This window comes from Psychromonas sp. KJ10-10, assembly GCF_047323245.1.
In the GTDB taxonomy this organism is placed as follows: domain Bacteria; phylum Pseudomonadota; class Gammaproteobacteria; order Enterobacterales; family Psychromonadaceae; genus Psychromonas.
In genome coordinates, this window is the sequence record NZ_CP178826.1 from 1,877,972 (window position 1) to 1,895,785 (window position 17,814).

Genomic DNA, 17,814 nt, shown 5'->3' on the forward strand with positions numbered 1-17,814 from the left:
CCACTTCATTGCAAATATTTTTAAAGAACGCGAGTATAACTGTTAATAATTTCTTTTTCTTTTAATTCTTGGAAAATACCTTTTATGGAACTTATATTTTCTCTTTTACAGCAACTTAGTGTTTATTTAGTGATTGCCTATTTATTAAGTAAAACGCCTTTATTTATGCCTCTTACCATGTTGTCTGGTCGATTCTCTCAACGTTTAGCCTGCTACGTAGTATTTAGTTTGTTTTGTATTTTAGGCACCTATTTTGGTTTAGCAATTGAAAATGCAATTGCAAACACACGTGCGATTGGCGCTGTTTTAGGTGGGTTGTTAGGGGGCCCATTTGTTGGTTTTGCTGTTGGTTTAACTGGAGGAATACACAGATATTCAATGGGGGGCTTTACTGATCTGGCCTGTGCGATTTCTACTACCTCGGAGGGATTATTAGGTGGTTTAGTGCATTTGTATTATATGCGTCGTGGTTTAGTCGGACGTATTTTTAATCCTCTATTAGCGCTGTGTGTATTAATAGTGGCGGAAGTCATGCAAATGAGCATTATTTTGATTGTTGCTCAGCCCTTTGATAAAGCCTTAACACTTGTACAAACCATTGCATTACCTATGATTATTGCTAATTCCGTGGAGGCTGCCATGTTTATGAGCATTATTCAGGATAGAAAAGCGATTTATGAAAAATATTCGGCTTCATTTTCAAGTAAGGCGTTAAAGATTGCGGAACGCACTATTGGTATTTTAAGTAGTGGCTTTAATGAAAAAAATACTCAAAAAATTGCTCAGGTTATTTATGAAGAAACTGGGGTTGGGGCGGTTTCAATAACCGATAGAGATAAAATCTTGGCTTTTATCGGTATTGGTGATGACCATCATTTACCGGGGACATTAATTTCTTCGATGCATACTAAATATGCTATTGAACATGGTGAACTTATTTTTGCAGATGGTTATGAGGTGGCTTATCAATGTTCGATTAAGAAACATTGTAAACTCGAAGTGACGCTGATTATTCCTCTGTTAGATAGTGAGAATAAAGTATTAGGCACAATAAAACTTTATGAACCGAAGCAAAAACTTTTTTCAACATTGAATCGAAGTTTAGGGGAAGGGCTCGCTAAATTATTATCTAATCAGATACTTAGTGGACGATATTTAGAGCAACAAACCTTATTAACTCAGGCAGAATTAAGGTTGTTGCAGGCACAGGTTAACCCGCATTTTTTATTTAATGCGTTAAATACAATCAGTGCAGTTATTCGTCGTGATCCTGATAAAGCGCGTTTGTTAATTCAACACCTGTCGCAATTCTTCCGTCGTAATTTAAAACATAATATTGAATCTGTGACTATTCAAGAGGAGTTGAATCACATTAATGCATATCTGGAGATCGAACTTGCGCGTTTTTCAGATAGATTAACGGTCAATATTAAAGTCGACTCGCAATTATTAACGCAAACTATGCCAACCTTCACGCTACAACCCTTAGTTGAAAATGCGATTAAACATGGCACTTCAACCTTATTGGAAAATGGTGTGATTGATGTGATGGGGTATCTTGAAGGTGACATTGTTATCTTAAAAGTGATTGATAATGCAGGCACTTATTGTTCGAGTGATGAAGATTGCTTGAATAAGCAAAAATCTCAAACTGGATTAGGGCTACAGATTGTAGATAAACGTTTAAAGAATTGTTTTGGTGAAAGCTATGGCTTAAGCATGTTATGCGAAGCTGGTATTTCCACCATTTCTGAGATCAGATTTCCCTATAACAGTGAAATAAAATAGCGAGAAAGGAAGATGTTAAAAGCGATAGTCATTGATGACGAACAATATGCCCGTGAAGAGCTAATAACCCTATTAAGTGAGCAAGATGAGGTAGATATCGATGTTATTGCTTCATGCAGTAATGCCATTGAAGGCTTAAAAAAAGTTAATCAACTAAAGCCGGATCTGATTTTTTTAGATATTCAAATGCCACAGATTAGCGGTATTGAAATGCTAGCCATGTTAGATATCGAAACCATGCCCAAAGTTATTTTTGTTACCGCTTTTGATGATTATGCGTTACAAGCCTTTGAAGATAATGCCTTTGACTATATTTTAAAACCTATCGAACCTTGCCGTCTTATCAAAACATTAAATAGAGTCAAATGCTCTAATAAAGTGGATGATTTAAAACCCTTAATGGAGCAACCCTTAGAACTCATTCCCTGTGCTGGTTTTAACCGCTATGTCTTACTCAAACCCAGTGAAATTGAGATAGCATATAGTGATCAGTCAGGTGTACATATTATTTGTGATCAGAAAGATAATATTAATAGTTGTTCTTTAAGCCTCAAAGTATTAGAAGAAAGAACCCAGTTGTTGCGCTGTCATCGTCAATATTTAATTAACCCAAAAGCCATTCGAGAAATTCGTTTATTAGATAACTCCCTCGCGGAAATCATTACCAGCAGTGGCGCGATAGCACCTGTGAGTCGTCGCTACCTTAAAATGCTAAAGGATAAATTCCAGTTAAGTTAATACCAATCGTAATAATTAGCTACTCTATTTTACTTGTTAAAATTGTTTATTTCTTTGTTGAACGTTTCGTAAAGGGGGGAACCATTAACATCAACTTTCGCCTCAAACTAAACAATTTTTCCAGCGTAAAAATTAGAGCACATATTTAATACAATTGGTATAAACCACTTATTGTTGAGAATAACCACTTAAATCCTAATACGACCACTGACCTATTGAGTGAATGACATTGTTATCTATTTAGCAGAAAGTGCATCCTAGAAATACCAATAGCGTTAATTAAGTAATCCAATTTATTAAATATTATTGGCTTATAAAATTAACGCGATTGGTATCATTATTTAACTAATGAAAGGAAACTCAATATGTTATGGTTTTTATTTTGTGTCGCATTATTATTAGCAGGTTATTTTTTCTATGGCAGATTTGTCGAAAAAGTTTTTGGTGTAAAAGAATCGCGAACAACGCCGGCCTACAGTAAAACGGATGGTGTCGATTACGTACCAATGTCGAAGAAGAAAGTTTACTTAGTACAACTGCTTAATATTGCGGGTGTAGGACCAATATTTGGACCAATTATGGGGGCGTTATATGGCCCTGCTTCGCTATGTTATGGATTGTGCTTGGTTGTATTTTTGGTGGCGCAGTGCATGATTACTTCTCTGGCATGTTATCTATCCGAAATGGTGGCGCATCAGTCCCTAATATTACCGGTAAGTATTTAGGAAATGGCGCAAAACATTTCATGAATATTTTTGCATTAGTTTTATTGCTATTAGTTGGTGTGGTATTTGTTTCTGCTCCTGCAGGTATGATCACTAACTTAGTTAACCAACAAATGGATTTAGCAATGCCAATGCTAACCATGGTGGTGGTTATCTTCTCTTATTATGTTATTGCAACCATTGTTCCTATCGATAAAATTATTGGGCGTTTTTACCCATTCTTTGGTGCGTTATTAGTCTTTATGTCAGTTGGTCTTGTAATTGCTTTAGCTTTCTCTAGCGAATATACCATGCTAGGTGGTTATGAAATGAGCATGATGTTCACTAATATGAATCCAAATAACTTACCACTATGGCCTGCGTTATTTATCACTATTGCCTGTGGTGCTATTTCAGGTTTCCATGCAACACAATCACCATTAATGGCGCGTTGTTTAGAAAATGAGAGTAACGGACGATTTGTTTTCTTCGGTGCAATGATTGGTGAAGGTGTTATTGCACTTATCTGGTGTGCATTAGCGCTTTCATTCTTTGGTAATGTTGAAGCTTTATCAGAAGCAGTTAGTGCGGGTGGCCCTGGTGCGATTGTTTACAATACTTCAATTGGTCTATTAGGTGTTTTTGGTGGTGTTATTGCTTTCTTAGGTGTAGTTATTCTACCTATTACTTCAGGTGATACTGCATTTCGTTCAAGCCGTTTGATTATGGCTGAGTATTTTAACATGCCACAGAAGTCGATTCGTAATCGATTATTAATGGCTTTACCACTATTTTTATTCGGCGCAATACTAACCCAAGTTGATTTTGGGGTTATCTGGCGCTACTTTGGTTTCGCTAATCAAACCACTGCTGTGATGATGTTATGGACTGCTTCAGCTTATCTATTACGCCATAATAAACTACATTGGGTAGCGACAGTTCCAGCGATGTTTATGACAACTGTGGTTATTACCTTTATTCTCAATAGCAGTACATTAGGTTTTGGATTAGGTATCGACTTTGCAACCACGCTAGGTGTGATAGCAATGTTAATGATCACAACCTATGTGATTAAATCTTCTAAAGGTAAACATATTGCCGATGAAGAGGTCACAGAGCCAACAACAGTTGATACGGTTGAAGAGCAAGTTGTGAAAAGTTAAAAAATGGTATAAATAACATGTGTTATAAAACCGTGACTTAGTATTAAGTCGCGGTTTTTTTCATTTTAAACTCGTATTTTGAGCAGAGTTGTACGATAATTAGTCATGAATACTATTATTGAGGAGAAAGCCAATGGATATTAATGGCAGTGTGAACGTTAATAGTCAATCGGTTAGCACACTTCGTAATGATCCTAATACGTCAACTGTTTATAACCAAGCGACAAAAGTTCAAAAAGAAACACAAAGTACTGATAAAGTAACCACGGAACAACCCGTTCAACAAGCTAAAGCCTTGAATGAAGATGTGGTTAATGCACGAGTTTCTGAACATCAGTCACTTGCATCTAATAATCATGTCACTGCTGATGAAGCGGTTGGCGACTTAGTGGATGTTCGCGTTTAGGAGACCGTGACATGAGTATATCAACGTCTTATGCTCCTATTACAAATACTCATTTACCCTTAAACAGTGCACCTATACCTGAAGCTAAATTAAATGTTCAGGTTGCCCTTGAAAATAAAGTTCAAACGCAACCTGATACCTTTGTGCATCTTAGTCAGGGTGCAACTCCAGTAACCCCTGCAAATATTGATAAAACTACCTCTGAAAATACTCAGGCATCAACCGAAAGTAATTTAATAACAACATCATCAACCGATATCAGTGAAAGTGTAAATCAAATTGATGATGATGCTAAAGAAGAAGAAAATAATCCAAATACTCAAGCTCCTGCCGATACTAATGCTAAAGATGAAGCTGACTCTCAAAGTGAATATACCGAAGAAGAGTTAGCGTTAATTGATTCTTTAAAATTGCGCGATGCTGAAGTCGAAACGCATGAGCGGGCACATGCTATTGTTGGTGGGCAATATGCCGGTTCCCCTAGTTATACCTATGAAACAGGGCCTGATGGTGTTAAATATGCTGTCTCTGGAGAAGTGTCAATTGATACCAGCCGTATTCCTGGTGATCCACAGGCAACACTTCAAAAAGCTCGGCAAATAAAAGTCGCCGCGTTAGCACCTGCTGAACCCTCTACGCAGGATAGAAGAGTGGCGGCAAAAGCCGATCAAATGGCTACTCAAGCCAGAAATGATATTTTAGAGGAACAACGAGGAGGGGAAAGCCAAAACTCATCTCAATCGATTTATGAAGCGAGCGTGCCAGATCATTTTGAGCAAACAGGAAGTTTATCTTCTAATCAAGGAATGGATGATGCGACACAAACCTTGATGCAGGATCGTAATAGTCATATAAAAGCCTTATATCAGGATACAAGTAAAGTATCTGCCAATCCTCATTTTAGTCTTCTAAGCTTAATTTATTTAAATTTTTTCAATTTAAGCCATTATTTAACGCAGAAATAGGCGTAAATAATAGTGCTGTATCGTTTAACTTATCCAATTGAGATTATTTTTTAATAACCCTTTGTATAAACGCTTTTTATTGATTATATTTACAGTATTTATATATCAATAAAATTGATACTTAAGGTTGAGAATTATAAATGAAATACACCCTAAAACAGCTGTCTGTTTTTGATGCTGTCGCAAGTTTAGAAAGTGTGAGTGTCAGCTGCTCGAAAATTATCCATGACACAATCGGCAGTTAGTATGTCGCTTTCTCAATTTGAAAACGTACTGGATAGACCACTTTTTATACGTCAAGGAAATCGTTTAACACTTAGTCACTGGGGAAGGTGGCTAAGACCTCGAGCAAAAAAACTATTGCAGGATGCACAACAAATTGAACTCGGCTTACATGATCAACAAATCATTAGTGGTTCTTTTACACTTTCCGTTAGTCAAACTTTTGCTGAACATCTGCTTCCAACACTTATCAGTAAAATTGATACTGATTTCCCTGAATTACGAATTGAACTTAAAGTAGAAAATACAGAGCATGTTGTTCATGGTGTCTTAAATCATAATTATGAAATGGGGATTATTGAGGGAAGAAATGATGATAATCGTATCTTCCAGGAAAACTTATTAGAAGATCACTTAGTAATTATTAGTAGTGCTTTTCATCCCTATGCCAAACATGCCAACGTTAACCTTGCGCAATTAGAACAGGCGAAATGGATACTGCGTGAACATGGCGCTGGTACACGACATATTTTTGATGGTGCAGTGCATGGGTTAATCGATAATGTCAATGTTTATAAGGAGTATGAAAGCGTTTCAGTCATTAAAGCGTTGGTCAAAAATGGTACTTATTTAGGTTGTTTACCTTATCTCGATATTGTTAATGAAGTTGAAAGAGGGGAGTTAGTGATACTGCCTACACCAGAGTTGAATATGGCGCGTAATTTGGCCTTTATTTGGCGGAAAGATATTGGAGAAAACCCTTTACGAGATTGTATTATTGCTGAAGCCAAGCGTTTAATTCGAGCCTATAAAAAAGGCAAAACCTATAATCAGTTTTGCCTTTTAGTGGGTAAGATTTTTTAATTATTTAAGCGACATTCTGTTCAAGTTTGTCATCTGGTAGATATTGCTTAACCATCAATTGAGCAAGCTGTTTACGAGAAATGATGCCACACATTTTTCCGTTATGAATCACTGGGTAAATGCTTGGACGATGTGCACTTGTCGCTTTTAAGCGTTGCTCGTAACTTTGATATTGTGTGCTGATAAGCATACCAGATTGGTTGACTGGAAATAATTTTTCCTTATCAACAACCATAAATTCAATTAAGGTGGTAATCGGTTGGCTGGCATCCACAGTTAAAATTTCCGTTTGCATTACATCAACTAATTGGTAATTAAGATCTGCTGAATACTCCTCTGACCATAATAAACGCAGAATATCTTGTTCTGAAACAAAACCAATGAGTTGCTGATTTTTGTCTAAAACTGGTGCCGCGCTCAGTGATTGCTCAGTCAGCATGGCTAGCGCTTGGTAAATACAACGATCTGCTGTAAAAGTTAATGGTTGTTGTTCCATGATGTCGCTAACGTGTAGTGAGTTTAATTTGTTTTTCATTGGATTAGTTCCTTGTAATTGATGATTATTTTGTAAATGATGATTGTGAATTTCAAAGTGAGTAGTTGTGATGGCTGTATTCGTTTCAGTGCTTACTTTTTTAGGTTTATTGGCATAGGCTAGTGCGATAAGGGATGCACCACCGACAATGTTACCTATGGTGACTGGGATTAAATTATGCAAAACAAAGTTAGCCCAAGTCAGATCAGCAAAGGCATCTGTCGCTAATCCATGTGCTATGAAGAAGCTTTCAGGGCTAAAAGCGTTAATAGCAATACCAAGTGGCACCATAAACATATTAGCAATGCTATGCTCAAAACCACTGCTGACAAACATTGCCACAGGCAAAATAAGTAAAAATGATTTTGTTAACATATCTTTACTGGTAAAGGTCATCCAAATACCAAGACAGACTAATAAGTTACATAACACACCCAGCGCAAAAGCTTGCTCCCAGCTATGATGAAGTTTATGTTGCGCGATATGCATAGCATTTATACCCCATTCCCTCCATCTAAAAGTGGCATTTTAGCGAGCAAAACAAGGCTAAGAATAAGCGTTGCACCGATTAAATTTCCAAAATAAACTCGTAACCAACAGTTTAATAAAGACTTTGTGGAAAAAAGACCTTGAGTCCATGCAATGCTTGTAAGTACAGTGCTAGTGAATAACTCACCACCACACACCACCACTAAAACCAAGCCTAAGCTAAAGGCTAAGCCACCGGTTAATTTAACCATACCCCAAGGTGCATCAGTTGCTCCCGTTGTAACAGTGATATAGAACAAAAAAGCTATCGCGATAAATGCTCCTGCAAAAATTGCTAAAGTGAATGATTTATGAATACTTTTTTCTAATTTAGACACTCCATACTGGTTAGCAGTATCAAATATATTATCGACTGATGCATGACCTTGTACTGGTTGTTGAGACTCTAAAGTGCTGACTGTGTATAGTGGATTAGCATTCATAGTGTGCTTCGCCATAACTCACGCCTCCATATAGATAAAATGTTTGTTGTTCTGCTTTCATATTTTTCTCCTGCTATGATTAATGGCTTTTAAATAACGCCCTTGTTTGGTAACGCCTAAATACAATAACGACAAAAATACGATAATAATAATTGATAGTTTTAAATGTCAGTTTCATTTTTATTGATGGTTTTTGTTGTAAATGATAGAGGCATAAACAGAGTTATGATTTGTTAAATAGAAACATATGTTTTTTATCGATTACATCAGGGAAAGGTTTTAATCTTGGGGTGGTAACTTTGTTGTGCTTGTCTAATTAGATTGAAATAACAGTTTGTTCATTAAGTACAAATGAATTTAACTAAATCAACTGTGTTTTTTTAAACTTGTTGTATATTTAATAAAAAACAATAAAAACATAAAGGTGTGCATTGCGTGACCATAGATAATTTACCTGAAAATAAAAAAATGACAGTGCTTTTCCGTATGGAGCCAGGTTCCTTGGGGCCTGATGGTTTGTTATATATTAAAGAGTTTTGTGAATTTGCTCAGTCGCAGTTAAAATCTTTTGCAACTGCTTATATTCATTGGGAAATTGTTCCTAGAATGGATAAATCTTTAGCAGAAATGGAGTTCCAGATAGCCTCTAAAAAACTTACTCGAATTAAAGCCTCTCAGTATCTTGCTATATTCGATGAAGATTTAGCTCATTTTGAAGACCAGCTAGAAGATCATTTAGAAGCAATTATAAATCAGTTTTTTGGTCGCTAGCTGATGGAGAAATAAATGTTAAAAAAATTGAAGTCAAATATCTTAAAAAAGGAATGTATATAAATGACCTCAAGTGTGGCTGGTTAAATCATCCCTTTGCATTAAATCGTTTTAAAATTGAAAAAGATGCTGACATTCAAAAAATAATTAACGCTGGCGTGAAATCATTAGAAATTGATACCAGCAAAGGTCTTGATGTTTTTGTAGAAAAACGCGATAAACGCAATGCAAAATTGCGTGAAGCAGTTGATCAACGCATAGAAAATGAGCCTAAGGCGGTCACTGCCATCGCTGAACCAGGCAAGGCTAAAACAGCTTTTTCAGAGGCCGGTAAGCTTATTACCGATATGATGGCTAATGTCAAAATGGGGCAACATATTGAATTAGAACAGGTGAATCCTGTTATCAATAAATTGAGTCAATCTATTTTGCGCAATCAGAATGCCTTATTAGGGTTATCGCGTATTCGTCATATGGATGTGTATACCTTTGAACATTCCGTGAGTTTTTCTGTGTTAATGATGGCCTTTGCAAAAAGTATGGGGTTATCTGAAAAAATAATATGCGAAGTGGGTATTGGTGGTTTATTACATGATATTGGTAAAACCTTAACACCCAATGAAATATTGAATAAACCCGGCAAACTCACTCCTGAAGAGTTTGTGATCATGAAAGAGCACGTGGTGCATAGCCGTAAAATATTAGAAAAGACTAAAGGCATTTCACAAATATCAATGGATATTGTCGCTCAGCATCACGAAAAATATGATGGGAATGGTTATCCCTTAGGTTTAAAAGGAGATCAAATTAGCCGTTATGGGCAAATGGTCGCAATAGTGGATGTTTATGATGCTTTAACCGCAGATCGTTGTTATCACATTGGCAAAGAACCTTCAGAAGTATTGAAGCTACTTGTCAAATGGAGTGGTGCGCACTTTAATCCGAGCTTAGTGGGACAGTTTATTCAGTCCGTGGGCATTTACCCCGCAGGTAGTTTGGTGATGTTAAATAACAATTATTTAGCCAAAGTTATTGATATCAATGAAAATATGTTGAAACCGGTTATCGAAGTATTTTTAAATGCTAAAACACGTAGTTATGTTCCAAGGAAAACAATTGATCTTTCCAAGTATGAAAAAATCAAAATACTCAGAGTGGAATCCTATGTGAAATGGAATGTAAGTATTGAATCTTAATCAGAGATTCAATACTTTTTAGTACGACTGCTATTATTTCTGTAAGGCACTCAAGCGTATATCTTGCTTCTTATACAAATCAATACTCGCACTGTATCTTGCTTGATCTAAGCTACTTTGAGCGTAAATTAAAGCTGTGCCCATTTCTTGACTTGCTTTTCTAAAAAGTCCTTTAAGCGAGAGGAGTTGCGCTCTATGCGCATGTTCTTTGGCTTTATTTTTGGTTTGTTTATATAAGTCAATGGCAATTAAATGTGCTAATACATGCTCTGGGTGTGTGCGTATGAATAAGGCTAATATTTTTTCTGCCTGCTGGTATTGTTTTGCTGTTTGTAAAGAAACCACTAGGTTTAATGTCAGTACCTCATTGTTAGGTGATTGTCGTTGAAGAGGCGTTAACATTTTAATCGCTTCATCGGTTTTATTTAATGCTATCAAAACGTCTGCCATAAAATCTAGATAATAGAAGTTATTTGGTTGTGAATTAATTAGTGGCTTGATGGTATTTTCCGCAAGTTGGTATTGTTTATTTTTAAAATAAGCGAGTGCAAGCCCATATTCTGCAGACTTCTTTGATTTGATATTTATTATTTTTAATCTGACTTTTATATAAATCAATAGCTGACAATCCCTCGATATCGGTAAATCGAACGGTAATACGTGCTTTAGTTAATTGGTAATTTAAATCACTGTTTACCTTTTTAGTTGGCAGTTGCGACGCGCGTAATCTCGCTTCAGCTAAGCGAGTTTCAGGTAAAGGATGCGTAGATAGCATTTGCGGTGGTAATGATGCATATTTATATTTATCCGATAAAGTACTAAAAAAATCCGCCATACCATAGGGATCATATCCGGCATTATAAAGCGTCGAGATACCAATACGATCTGCCTCATATTCATGTAAACGTGTGTAGTTAATTTGCGATTGCAATGAAACAGCCAAAGTTGTATTTAATGCCGCTATACCTGCGGCAGGTGAAACTAACGATAACAAAATTGAGCCAGCCACAGCTGCTAAGGTTGCTGGATTACTAAGGGATTGTTGCTCGATCATACGTGCCAAGTGCCTTTGGGTAATATGTGCGACTTCATGAGCCACAACCCCTGCTAATTCACTTTCATTTTTGGCATGTAAAAATAATCCTGTATGAATTTTTACGTTGCCTCCTAAAAAGGCAGTACGATTGATTTCATCATTTTTGATAAGAAAAAAGTGAAAGGGCAGTTTGACTGAATCGGCATGAGAAACAATATTCTGACCAAGATTATTAATATAATAATTTAATAGAGGATCATGAATTATTGGCAGTGATTGATTTGCCATTAATAAAAATGCCCAACCATATTCTTTTTCTTTTTCGATAGTTAATGCGCCAGCACCCACAGTACCGATTTCAGGTAAGGAATCAGAGGCTTTTGTATTTGTTGATAACAATACAAGCAGAAAAAAGGGAGATTACCTTTGATTTATTAAACATGGGTTTAGGATTTATTAAATAGGGTTTTGTTAAACACATTAACGACTCATTTTAATAGAGAAGAATAAAATCATAAACAAGCAACAATTAATTGCAAGTGAAGATTGTCTTATCAGCAAGCACAGGTAATAATGATTCTTTTTATTGAACGAGGTATCTTATGTCTGAATTAGATTTACGTTCTATAGCTTGCCCGCTTGCACTCGTTACACTTAAAATGACATTAAAGCGTAAGTTACTTTTGACATCAGATACGACATCAGATATTCATAAGCGTTCACTTAAAGTTCTTTTTTCAACTGAATCGGCAATGTCAGATATTATGTTATTTCTTGATAAAAAAGCATATCAATATCAATTGTTAACCGATGATGTATCATTTGCTTTACTTATTACCATTACAGACAAAGGGACAAAGGTCTAATGTTAAGACAATTAACTGATTGGTATAAAAACCGTTTCGCCGATCCAAATCTCAGTGTGCTTTTTTTATTGCTTGCGTACGCTTTTTTGACCGTATACTTTTTTGGAAATATTCTTGCGCCATTATTTGTGGCTTTAATTCTGGCTTATATGCTCGATTGGCCGGTTGATTATTTAATGCGTTTTAAGTTAAACCGAACATTTTCCACCTTTATTGTTATGACGGTGTTTATATCTCTCGCTGTATTTGCTTTTTTAGGGGTGTTACCGACTGTGTTTAAACAAGGTGCCTCTTTAATTAGAGATTTACCGGCGATGTTTAATCAAGCTCAGTCTTATTTGATCACCTTACCGGCTAAATACCCGGATATCATTGATACTATTACTATCGCACGATTTATTGACAATATACGTTCATATATTTTAGGCAGTGGTGGCAGTTTATTATCTTATTCATTTAGCTCATTGCTCGATATTGCCGCTTTAGTCGTTTATGCCATTTTGGTACCACTCATGATGGTTTTTTCCTGAAAGATAAAGAAAGCTTAACTCGTAGTATGATGAGATATTTACCCGATAACTTGACTTTGGTGGAGCAGGTTTGGATTGAAATGAATGGTCAAATAATGAATTATATTCGTGGCAAAATCATTGAAATTTTGATTGTTGGTGTAGCCACTTATTTTGTGTTCTTCTTTATGGGATTGCGTTATTCAGCGCTATTGTCGGTGCTGGTTGGCCTTTCTGTTCTTATTCCTTATATTGGGGCTCATCGCTGTAACTGTGCCTGTTGCGGTCGTTGCACTTTTCCAATGGGGATTTTCAGTTGATTTTGTTTATTTAATGATTGCCTACGGTATTGTGCAAGCACTTGATGGCAATTTGATTGTTCCACCGCTCTTTTCTGAAGCAGTTAACTTGCACCCTGTCATTATTATTATAGCGGTGCTCGTTTTTGGTGGATTATGGGGGTTTTGGGGAGTGTTCTTTGCGATCCCTTTAGCTACTTTAGTTAAAGCGGTATTAAATGCTTGGCCAAATAAAGAACAACTTGCACTGGCGGAGAAATAATATTGCCGATCATATTCACTAAATTTTCTACTTTTTAGCGATTATCTGAAATAAAACTGGATGCCGCGACGATAATTTTTTAATATCACGGCTTCGTTCGACGATTGAAAATTATATTGCTTTATTGTGGCTATTCATTCGTCGAAAAAGTAGCTCGTTATTAGAAGGGATTTACATGTCTATTGATATCAAACCACTTGCGCCAGTTGAGCGTAAAGCGTGTCCAGAAACGTTCAGTTTTGGGGAGAATTTTGCTGATCATATGTTTACCCAAGCATACAATCCTGTCACAGGCTGGAATAATGCTGAAATTAAACCTTATCAATCGATATCTTTAGATCCATCTGTCTGCGGTATTACATTACGGACAAGAAATTTTTGAAGGATTAAAAGCTTACCGAACTAAAGAAGGGGAAATTAACTTATTCCGTCCTTTAGATAACTTTAAACGCTTTAACCGTTCTGCAAAACGTATGGTAATGCCAGAAGTTGATGAGCAATTTCATCTTGAAGCTTTAAAAGAATTACTTAAATTAGATCATAAATGGGTACCAGGCCAAGAGGGATCTTCTCTATACATTAGACCAACCATGATTGCTACAGGCGCAAAGTTAGGTTTGGGGGCAAGTGATAAATATACGCATTTTATTATTACAGGCCCAGCTGGCGCTTACTTCAAAAAGGGTTTTTCACCTGTTTCTGTTTACGTTGCTGATGAATATCGCCGTGCAGTTGTTGGTGGTGTTGGTGAAGCAAAAACCGGTGGTAACTATGCGGCTAGTTTATATATGTCTGAAGACGTTGCTAAACGTGGTTATTCACAGGTACTTTGGTTAGATGCTATCCACGGTAAATATATTGAAGAAGTTGGTGCGATGAACATCTGTTTTGTTTATGGCGATCATATTGTTACACCTAAATTAAGTGGCAGTATTTTACCGGGTATTACCCGTGATTCTATTTTAAAACTAGCGCCTACTTTAGGTTACAGTATTGCTGAAGAGCAATTAGATATCGACGTGATTTTAGCCGATATTAAGAGTGGCAAAATAACAGAAGCTTTTGGTTGTGGCACAGTCGCCGTGATTTCTCCTGTTGGCCAGTTATGCTTTAAAGGCGAAGATTATTTCATTAACGACAATAAAGCCGGTGAAGTTTCTCGTAACTTATACGATGAATTAACGGGCATTCAATACGGCCGTCGTGAAGACAAATTTGGCTGGGTTGTTAAAGTAGATTGTGCTGAATAACAGCTGAATAAAATAACTTAACACAATAAAAAGGCGCTTTTAAAGCGCCTTTTTTGATTAGTCATTATAGAGAGAGCTTTTTCGACACTATTACAAATCATTTCTCTTATCCATTTATGACCAGGTTCATTGCTATTTCGTTCATGCCAGAATAAAACATAAGCCATGGGTACAAAATCAAAGGGTAATGGCACTTGCTTTAATGGATATAATTTTTGTGCGTGTGGCACAAAGCTAGAAGGAAGCGTAAAAATTAAATCACTATAGGCACAAACGCTAGTCGCTCCATAAAAATCAGGCAAAGTACTAATAATATTTCGTTGTTTATTCTGCTTTGATAGAAAATAGTCTAACGCCCACCATTCGTCACCTTCACAGCGCACTTGTACATGGTTTTGTTGCAGGTAACTTTGTAAATTCCATTGTCCCTGTTCAACCAATTTTAAGACTGGGTGATGCTCATGCACTAAGCAAATTTGTTGATCGCTAAAAAGTGTTTTGCATTGAATACCATCGGGTAAATGTTCAAGCGGTAAAAGCCCATCTTCAGTCAGGTCACGACCTGTGATACCAAAATCTAATTTACCCTTTTGTAAATCTTGCATGGAGTTTTTCATCCAACCAAAGGCATCTAAACGTACGTTAGGTGCTTGTTTTAATAGAGGGCCGATGTAATAGGGTAATAAAGTCGCATAGGCACTTTCCACCATACTAATAGAGAAGTGACGATCACTTGTACTCGGGTCGAATGTGGGGAAGCGTTAATTGATATAAGCTCTGTAATAACCCTGGTAAGGTTGCCTTTAATTGTAACGCATGTGCCGTTGGTTTGATTCCGTGGGAAGTACGAGTAAAAAGGGATCTTCTAAACTATGGCGCAGACGAGTCAGGCTTTTACTCAAAGCTGAGGGGCTGACATGTAATCGATTAGGTCGCTTTTGTCACGCTATTTTCTTCTAATAAAACCTGCAAAATTACTAACAAATTTAAGTCGATTCTAGATAAATTATCTAAATTCATAAGTGTCCCTTATGCGCCAATGGAATCTATTGCTGATTGCTCTCAGTATAACGAAAAACCAACATATGATCTTTTTAGTTAATAAATAATTTAAGATATAACTCTTTTAATATCAGATAAATAGAAATTGTTGCTAATGATAATTAAAGATATAGTAATAGCACTACTATTTATCATTTAGAGGTAGGAATTGTTTAATGGGTATAGTCACCGATGCGAGTCAATTAATTGGTAAAACGCCACTGTTTGAACTGAAGCATATCTTTGCTCATTCACCTGCGCGTATTCTTGCCAAAATGGAGTCTTTTAATCCGACCTCTATCAAAGATAGAGCGGTATTAAATATGATCCGCACTGCGATGAAAGAGGGCAAAATAAGCAAGGGCTCTGAAGTAGTAGAAGCGAGCAGTGGTAATACAGCGATTGCGATTGCTAGTCTTGGTGCTGTGATGGGATATAAAACTCGTATCTATATGAGTGAGCTATGTAGTTTCGAACGACAACAAATTTTGTGTGCTTATGGCGCGAAAGTCATTTTAACGCCGGGAATAGAGCATACCAAAGGCGCAAGAGATAGAGCCATTGCGTACTGTGAAGAAAACCCTGAGACGAGCTTTTTCTTAAATCAACATAGTAATGAAAATAATGGTCAATCTCATTTTTTAAGTACAGGGCCAGAAATTTGGGAGCAAGCGACTGGAAAGGTTGATGCTGTTGTAATTGCACTAGGCACATGCGGTACCTTTGATGGGCTTTCTCGTTACTTTAAATCACAGAATCCAGATATCAAAATTATTGCTTATGAACCTGCGGGAAGTCCTGTTTTTTCAGGTGGGCAACAAGGCAAACATAAAATAACAGGGGCTGGGCCTGGTTTTATTACCGACAACTTTAAAAGATCTGCCCAACACTTGGATGAAATTGTGCTGGTGGAAGATCAACATGCTTTTGATACAGCTCAGCAAATGGCTTCAAAAGAGGGGCTGTTAGTTGGTCCTACTTCTGGCGCTTCGATTTGGGTAGCGGGGCAATTAGCGCAACAACCAGGATACAAAGATAAAACCATTATTTGTTTCGTATATGATACCGGTGAGCGCTACTTATCAACGCCAGAACTGTTTCCTGCTAATAATATTGAAAAGGTCAGTTAGGGCGGGAATCTTTTAACAATTAGACCTATTAATTTTTATTGATTGGGTGGTCATATAGGCCTTGTTGTAAATTTTGTTGAATCTTATCGTAAGTGCCATTCGCCTTAATGTTTTTAAGACCCTGATTAAATAGTTCTTTAAATTTATTATTCTCAGGTATTCGGTTCGACAAAATAATATGATATCGACGAGTTTCCATTACCGTCGGTGAGAAAATTATTTGTTCTCGTTGTTCAGCAGTTAAATTGTTTTTTGTAAAATATCTTGCTACATGTCGAGTATATGGGATGGCATCTATTCGTTTCATCAGCGAACTCGTTTAAAAAGCGTTTCGTAATTACTTGCTCTGTTTAAGTTAAGGATTCCTTCTTCATGAGCAAGCTCAAGCAGAGGGTAGGAGGTATGCAAGGTTCCGCCAATATTTTTTCCCTTTAAATCATTTATATTTTTCCAATTTAATGGGTTACTTCGTAAAGAAAATAATACTTGGTCATCTGTAATAACAACATCTGTATAGATGAAGTCCTGTGCTCTTTCTTCGTTATATACCCAAACAACGGAACCATGCCACTTGTCAGCGAATAATGGTCCAAATTTTGCGTATTCAAGAGAACGTTTCCAAGGGAAAAAGCCATATTCTACATCAATATTAACGGATAAAAAGGCTTCTGAAATAATGTGAGACGCATAGCCATAGTGCGCTAAATTTTCAGATAGGTAAGGAGGCCATTCTCCATTTGTGAGGTGAATTTTTTCATTTGCAAAAACTGATAAAGAAGACAGTCGCTGTGCAGTAGAAAACCGTTATCCAATAAGCGAATCTTTTATAAAAAGAACTTTCTGTGATCGACTTACTCATAGGTAAATATCCTCTTTTCTAACCAGCAGACAAGGAATGTTCGATTTGTTTTTAATCCTAGTACTTTTTGAAAAAGTTATTCCTTTAAAAATTGCTTTTAATAGTTAACCTTTTTGCTTTTGTGACGTAGTGATGGTTTTTAGTTGATATCATGTTTTAGCCGATCTTTTACCATGATTGAGTTATGTCTCTTCATGAAACTTACAACAAAATAATAAATCACCTAACTTAATACTATT

Annotated in this window: 15 protein-coding genes and 5 pseudogenes; 13 read left to right on the forward strand and 7 right to left on the reverse strand. The window is 36.5% G+C overall.

Translation table 11 applies throughout. The features are described 5' to 3' along the window. Positions 1-84 precede the first annotated feature (84 nt). The 6 genes and pseudogenes from ACLKMH_RS10730 (at position 85) to ACLKMH_RS10755 (ending at position 6,850) form a co-directional block, all read left to right on the forward strand. Positions 85-1,788, forward strand: a complete 1,704-nt coding sequence (locus tag ACLKMH_RS10730; protein ID WP_413701954.1) for a LytS/YhcK type 5TM receptor domain-containing protein — start codon at positions 85-87, stop codon at positions 1,786-1,788. A gap of 12 nt (positions 1,789-1,800) precedes the next feature. Next, positions 1,801-2,526, forward strand: coding sequence for a two-component system response regulator BtsR (gene btsR, locus ACLKMH_RS10735; RefSeq protein WP_413701955.1), 726 nt, complete (start codon positions 1,801-1,803; stop codon positions 2,524-2,526). 365 nt (positions 2,527-2,891) lie between these two features. Then, positions 2,892-4,393: pseudogene (locus ACLKMH_RS10740) on the forward strand (carbon starvation protein A). Positions 4,394-4,526: 133 nt separating this feature from the next. Then, complete coding sequence (locus tag ACLKMH_RS10745; protein WP_413701956.1) at positions 4,527-4,799, forward strand: hypothetical protein; 273 nt, start codon at positions 4,527-4,529, stop codon at positions 4,797-4,799. Between the two features lie 11 nt (positions 4,800-4,810). Continuing rightward, complete coding sequence (locus tag ACLKMH_RS10750) at positions 4,811-5,764, forward strand: putative metalloprotease CJM1_0395 family protein (protein ID WP_413701957.1); 954 nt, start codon at positions 4,811-4,813, stop codon at positions 5,762-5,764. 140 nt (positions 5,765-5,904) lie between these two features. Further along, a pseudogene (locus ACLKMH_RS10755) lies at positions 5,905-6,850 on the forward strand (LysR substrate-binding domain-containing protein). Positions 6,851-6,854: 4 nt separating this feature from the next. Here the strand turns inward: ACLKMH_RS10755 and ACLKMH_RS10760 are convergent. Further along, positions 6,855-7,874: a formate/nitrite transporter family protein gene (locus ACLKMH_RS10760; RefSeq protein WP_413701958.1), complete on the reverse strand. Its 1,020-nt coding sequence runs from the start codon at positions 7,872-7,874 to the stop codon at positions 6,855-6,857. Between the two features lie 5 nt (positions 7,875-7,879). Beyond that, entirely contained in the window at positions 7,880-8,371 is a 492-nt protein-coding gene (locus ACLKMH_RS10765; RefSeq protein ID WP_413701959.1) for a formate/nitrite transporter family protein, read from the reverse strand. Between the two features lie 420 nt (positions 8,372-8,791). Between ACLKMH_RS10765 and ACLKMH_RS10770 the strand changes: the two genes are divergently transcribed. Further along, positions 8,792-9,127, forward strand: a complete 336-nt coding sequence (locus tag ACLKMH_RS10770) for a hypothetical protein (RefSeq protein WP_413701960.1) — start codon at positions 8,792-8,794, stop codon at positions 9,125-9,127. A gap of 26 nt (positions 9,128-9,153) precedes the next feature. Next, positions 9,154-10,323 (forward strand): HD-GYP domain-containing protein, encoded by a 1,170-nt coding sequence (locus ACLKMH_RS10775; RefSeq protein WP_413702312.1) that lies wholly within the window; start codon positions 9,154-9,156, stop codon positions 10,321-10,323. Between the two features lie 33 nt (positions 10,324-10,356). On the opposite strand, the gene ACLKMH_RS10780 is transcribed toward ACLKMH_RS10775, so the two are convergent. From ACLKMH_RS10780 to ACLKMH_RS10790, 3 genes and pseudogenes are all read right to left on the reverse strand, one after another. Then, complete coding sequence (locus ACLKMH_RS10780) at positions 10,357-10,761, reverse strand: tetratricopeptide repeat protein (protein ID WP_413702313.1); 405 nt, start codon at positions 10,759-10,761, stop codon at positions 10,357-10,359. 18 nt (positions 10,762-10,779) lie between these two features. Next, positions 10,780-10,914, reverse strand: a pseudogene (locus ACLKMH_RS10785) (hypothetical protein); the annotation flags it as partial. Then, positions 10,856-11,758, reverse strand: a complete 903-nt coding sequence (locus ACLKMH_RS10790) for a M48 family metallopeptidase (RefSeq protein ID WP_413701961.1) — start codon at positions 11,756-11,758, stop codon at positions 10,856-10,858. The pseudogene ACLKMH_RS10785 and the gene ACLKMH_RS10790, both read right to left, overlap by 59 nt. Before the next feature lie 203 nt (positions 11,759-11,961). Between ACLKMH_RS10790 and ACLKMH_RS10795 the strand changes: the two genes are divergently transcribed. The 4 genes and pseudogenes from ACLKMH_RS10795 to ACLKMH_RS10810 all read left to right on the forward strand — a co-directional run bounded on the left by ACLKMH_RS10795 (position 11,962) and on the right by ACLKMH_RS10810 (position 14,545). Further along, complete coding sequence (locus ACLKMH_RS10795) at positions 11,962-12,225, forward strand: hypothetical protein (RefSeq protein WP_413701962.1); 264 nt, start codon at positions 11,962-11,964, stop codon at positions 12,223-12,225. After that, positions 12,225-13,295, forward strand: a pseudogene (locus tag ACLKMH_RS10800) (AI-2E family transporter). Before ACLKMH_RS10795 ends, ACLKMH_RS10800 begins: the two are co-directional and overlap by 1 nt. A gap of 175 nt (positions 13,296-13,470) precedes the next feature. After that, positions 13,471-13,677 carry a hypothetical protein gene (locus tag ACLKMH_RS10805; RefSeq protein WP_413701963.1) on the forward strand — a complete coding sequence of 69 codons (207 nt, stop codon included), beginning with the start codon at positions 13,471-13,473 and terminating at the stop codon, positions 13,675-13,677. After that, positions 13,670-14,545 (forward strand): branched-chain amino acid aminotransferase, encoded by an 876-nt coding sequence (locus ACLKMH_RS10810; protein WP_413702314.1) that lies wholly within the window; start codon positions 13,670-13,672, stop codon positions 14,543-14,545. Before ACLKMH_RS10805 ends, ACLKMH_RS10810 begins: the two co-directional genes overlap by 8 nt. Before the next feature lie 17 nt (positions 14,546-14,562). Here ACLKMH_RS10810 and ACLKMH_RS10815 read toward each other — a convergent pair. Continuing rightward, a pseudogene (locus ACLKMH_RS10815) lies at positions 14,563-15,565 on the reverse strand (LysR family transcriptional regulator). Between the two features lie 197 nt (positions 15,566-15,762). Here ACLKMH_RS10815 and ACLKMH_RS10820 point away from each other — a divergent pair. Then, positions 15,763-16,716, forward strand: coding sequence for a PLP-dependent cysteine synthase family protein (locus ACLKMH_RS10820; RefSeq protein WP_413701964.1), 954 nt, complete (start codon positions 15,763-15,765; stop codon positions 16,714-16,716). 28 nt (positions 16,717-16,744) lie between these two features. Here ACLKMH_RS10820 and ACLKMH_RS10825 read toward each other — a convergent pair whose 3' ends face one another. Next, positions 16,745-17,023 (reverse strand): hypothetical protein, encoded by a 279-nt coding sequence (locus tag ACLKMH_RS10825; protein ID WP_413701965.1) that lies wholly within the window; start codon positions 17,021-17,023, stop codon positions 16,745-16,747. Positions 17,024-17,814: the final 791 nt, after the last annotated feature.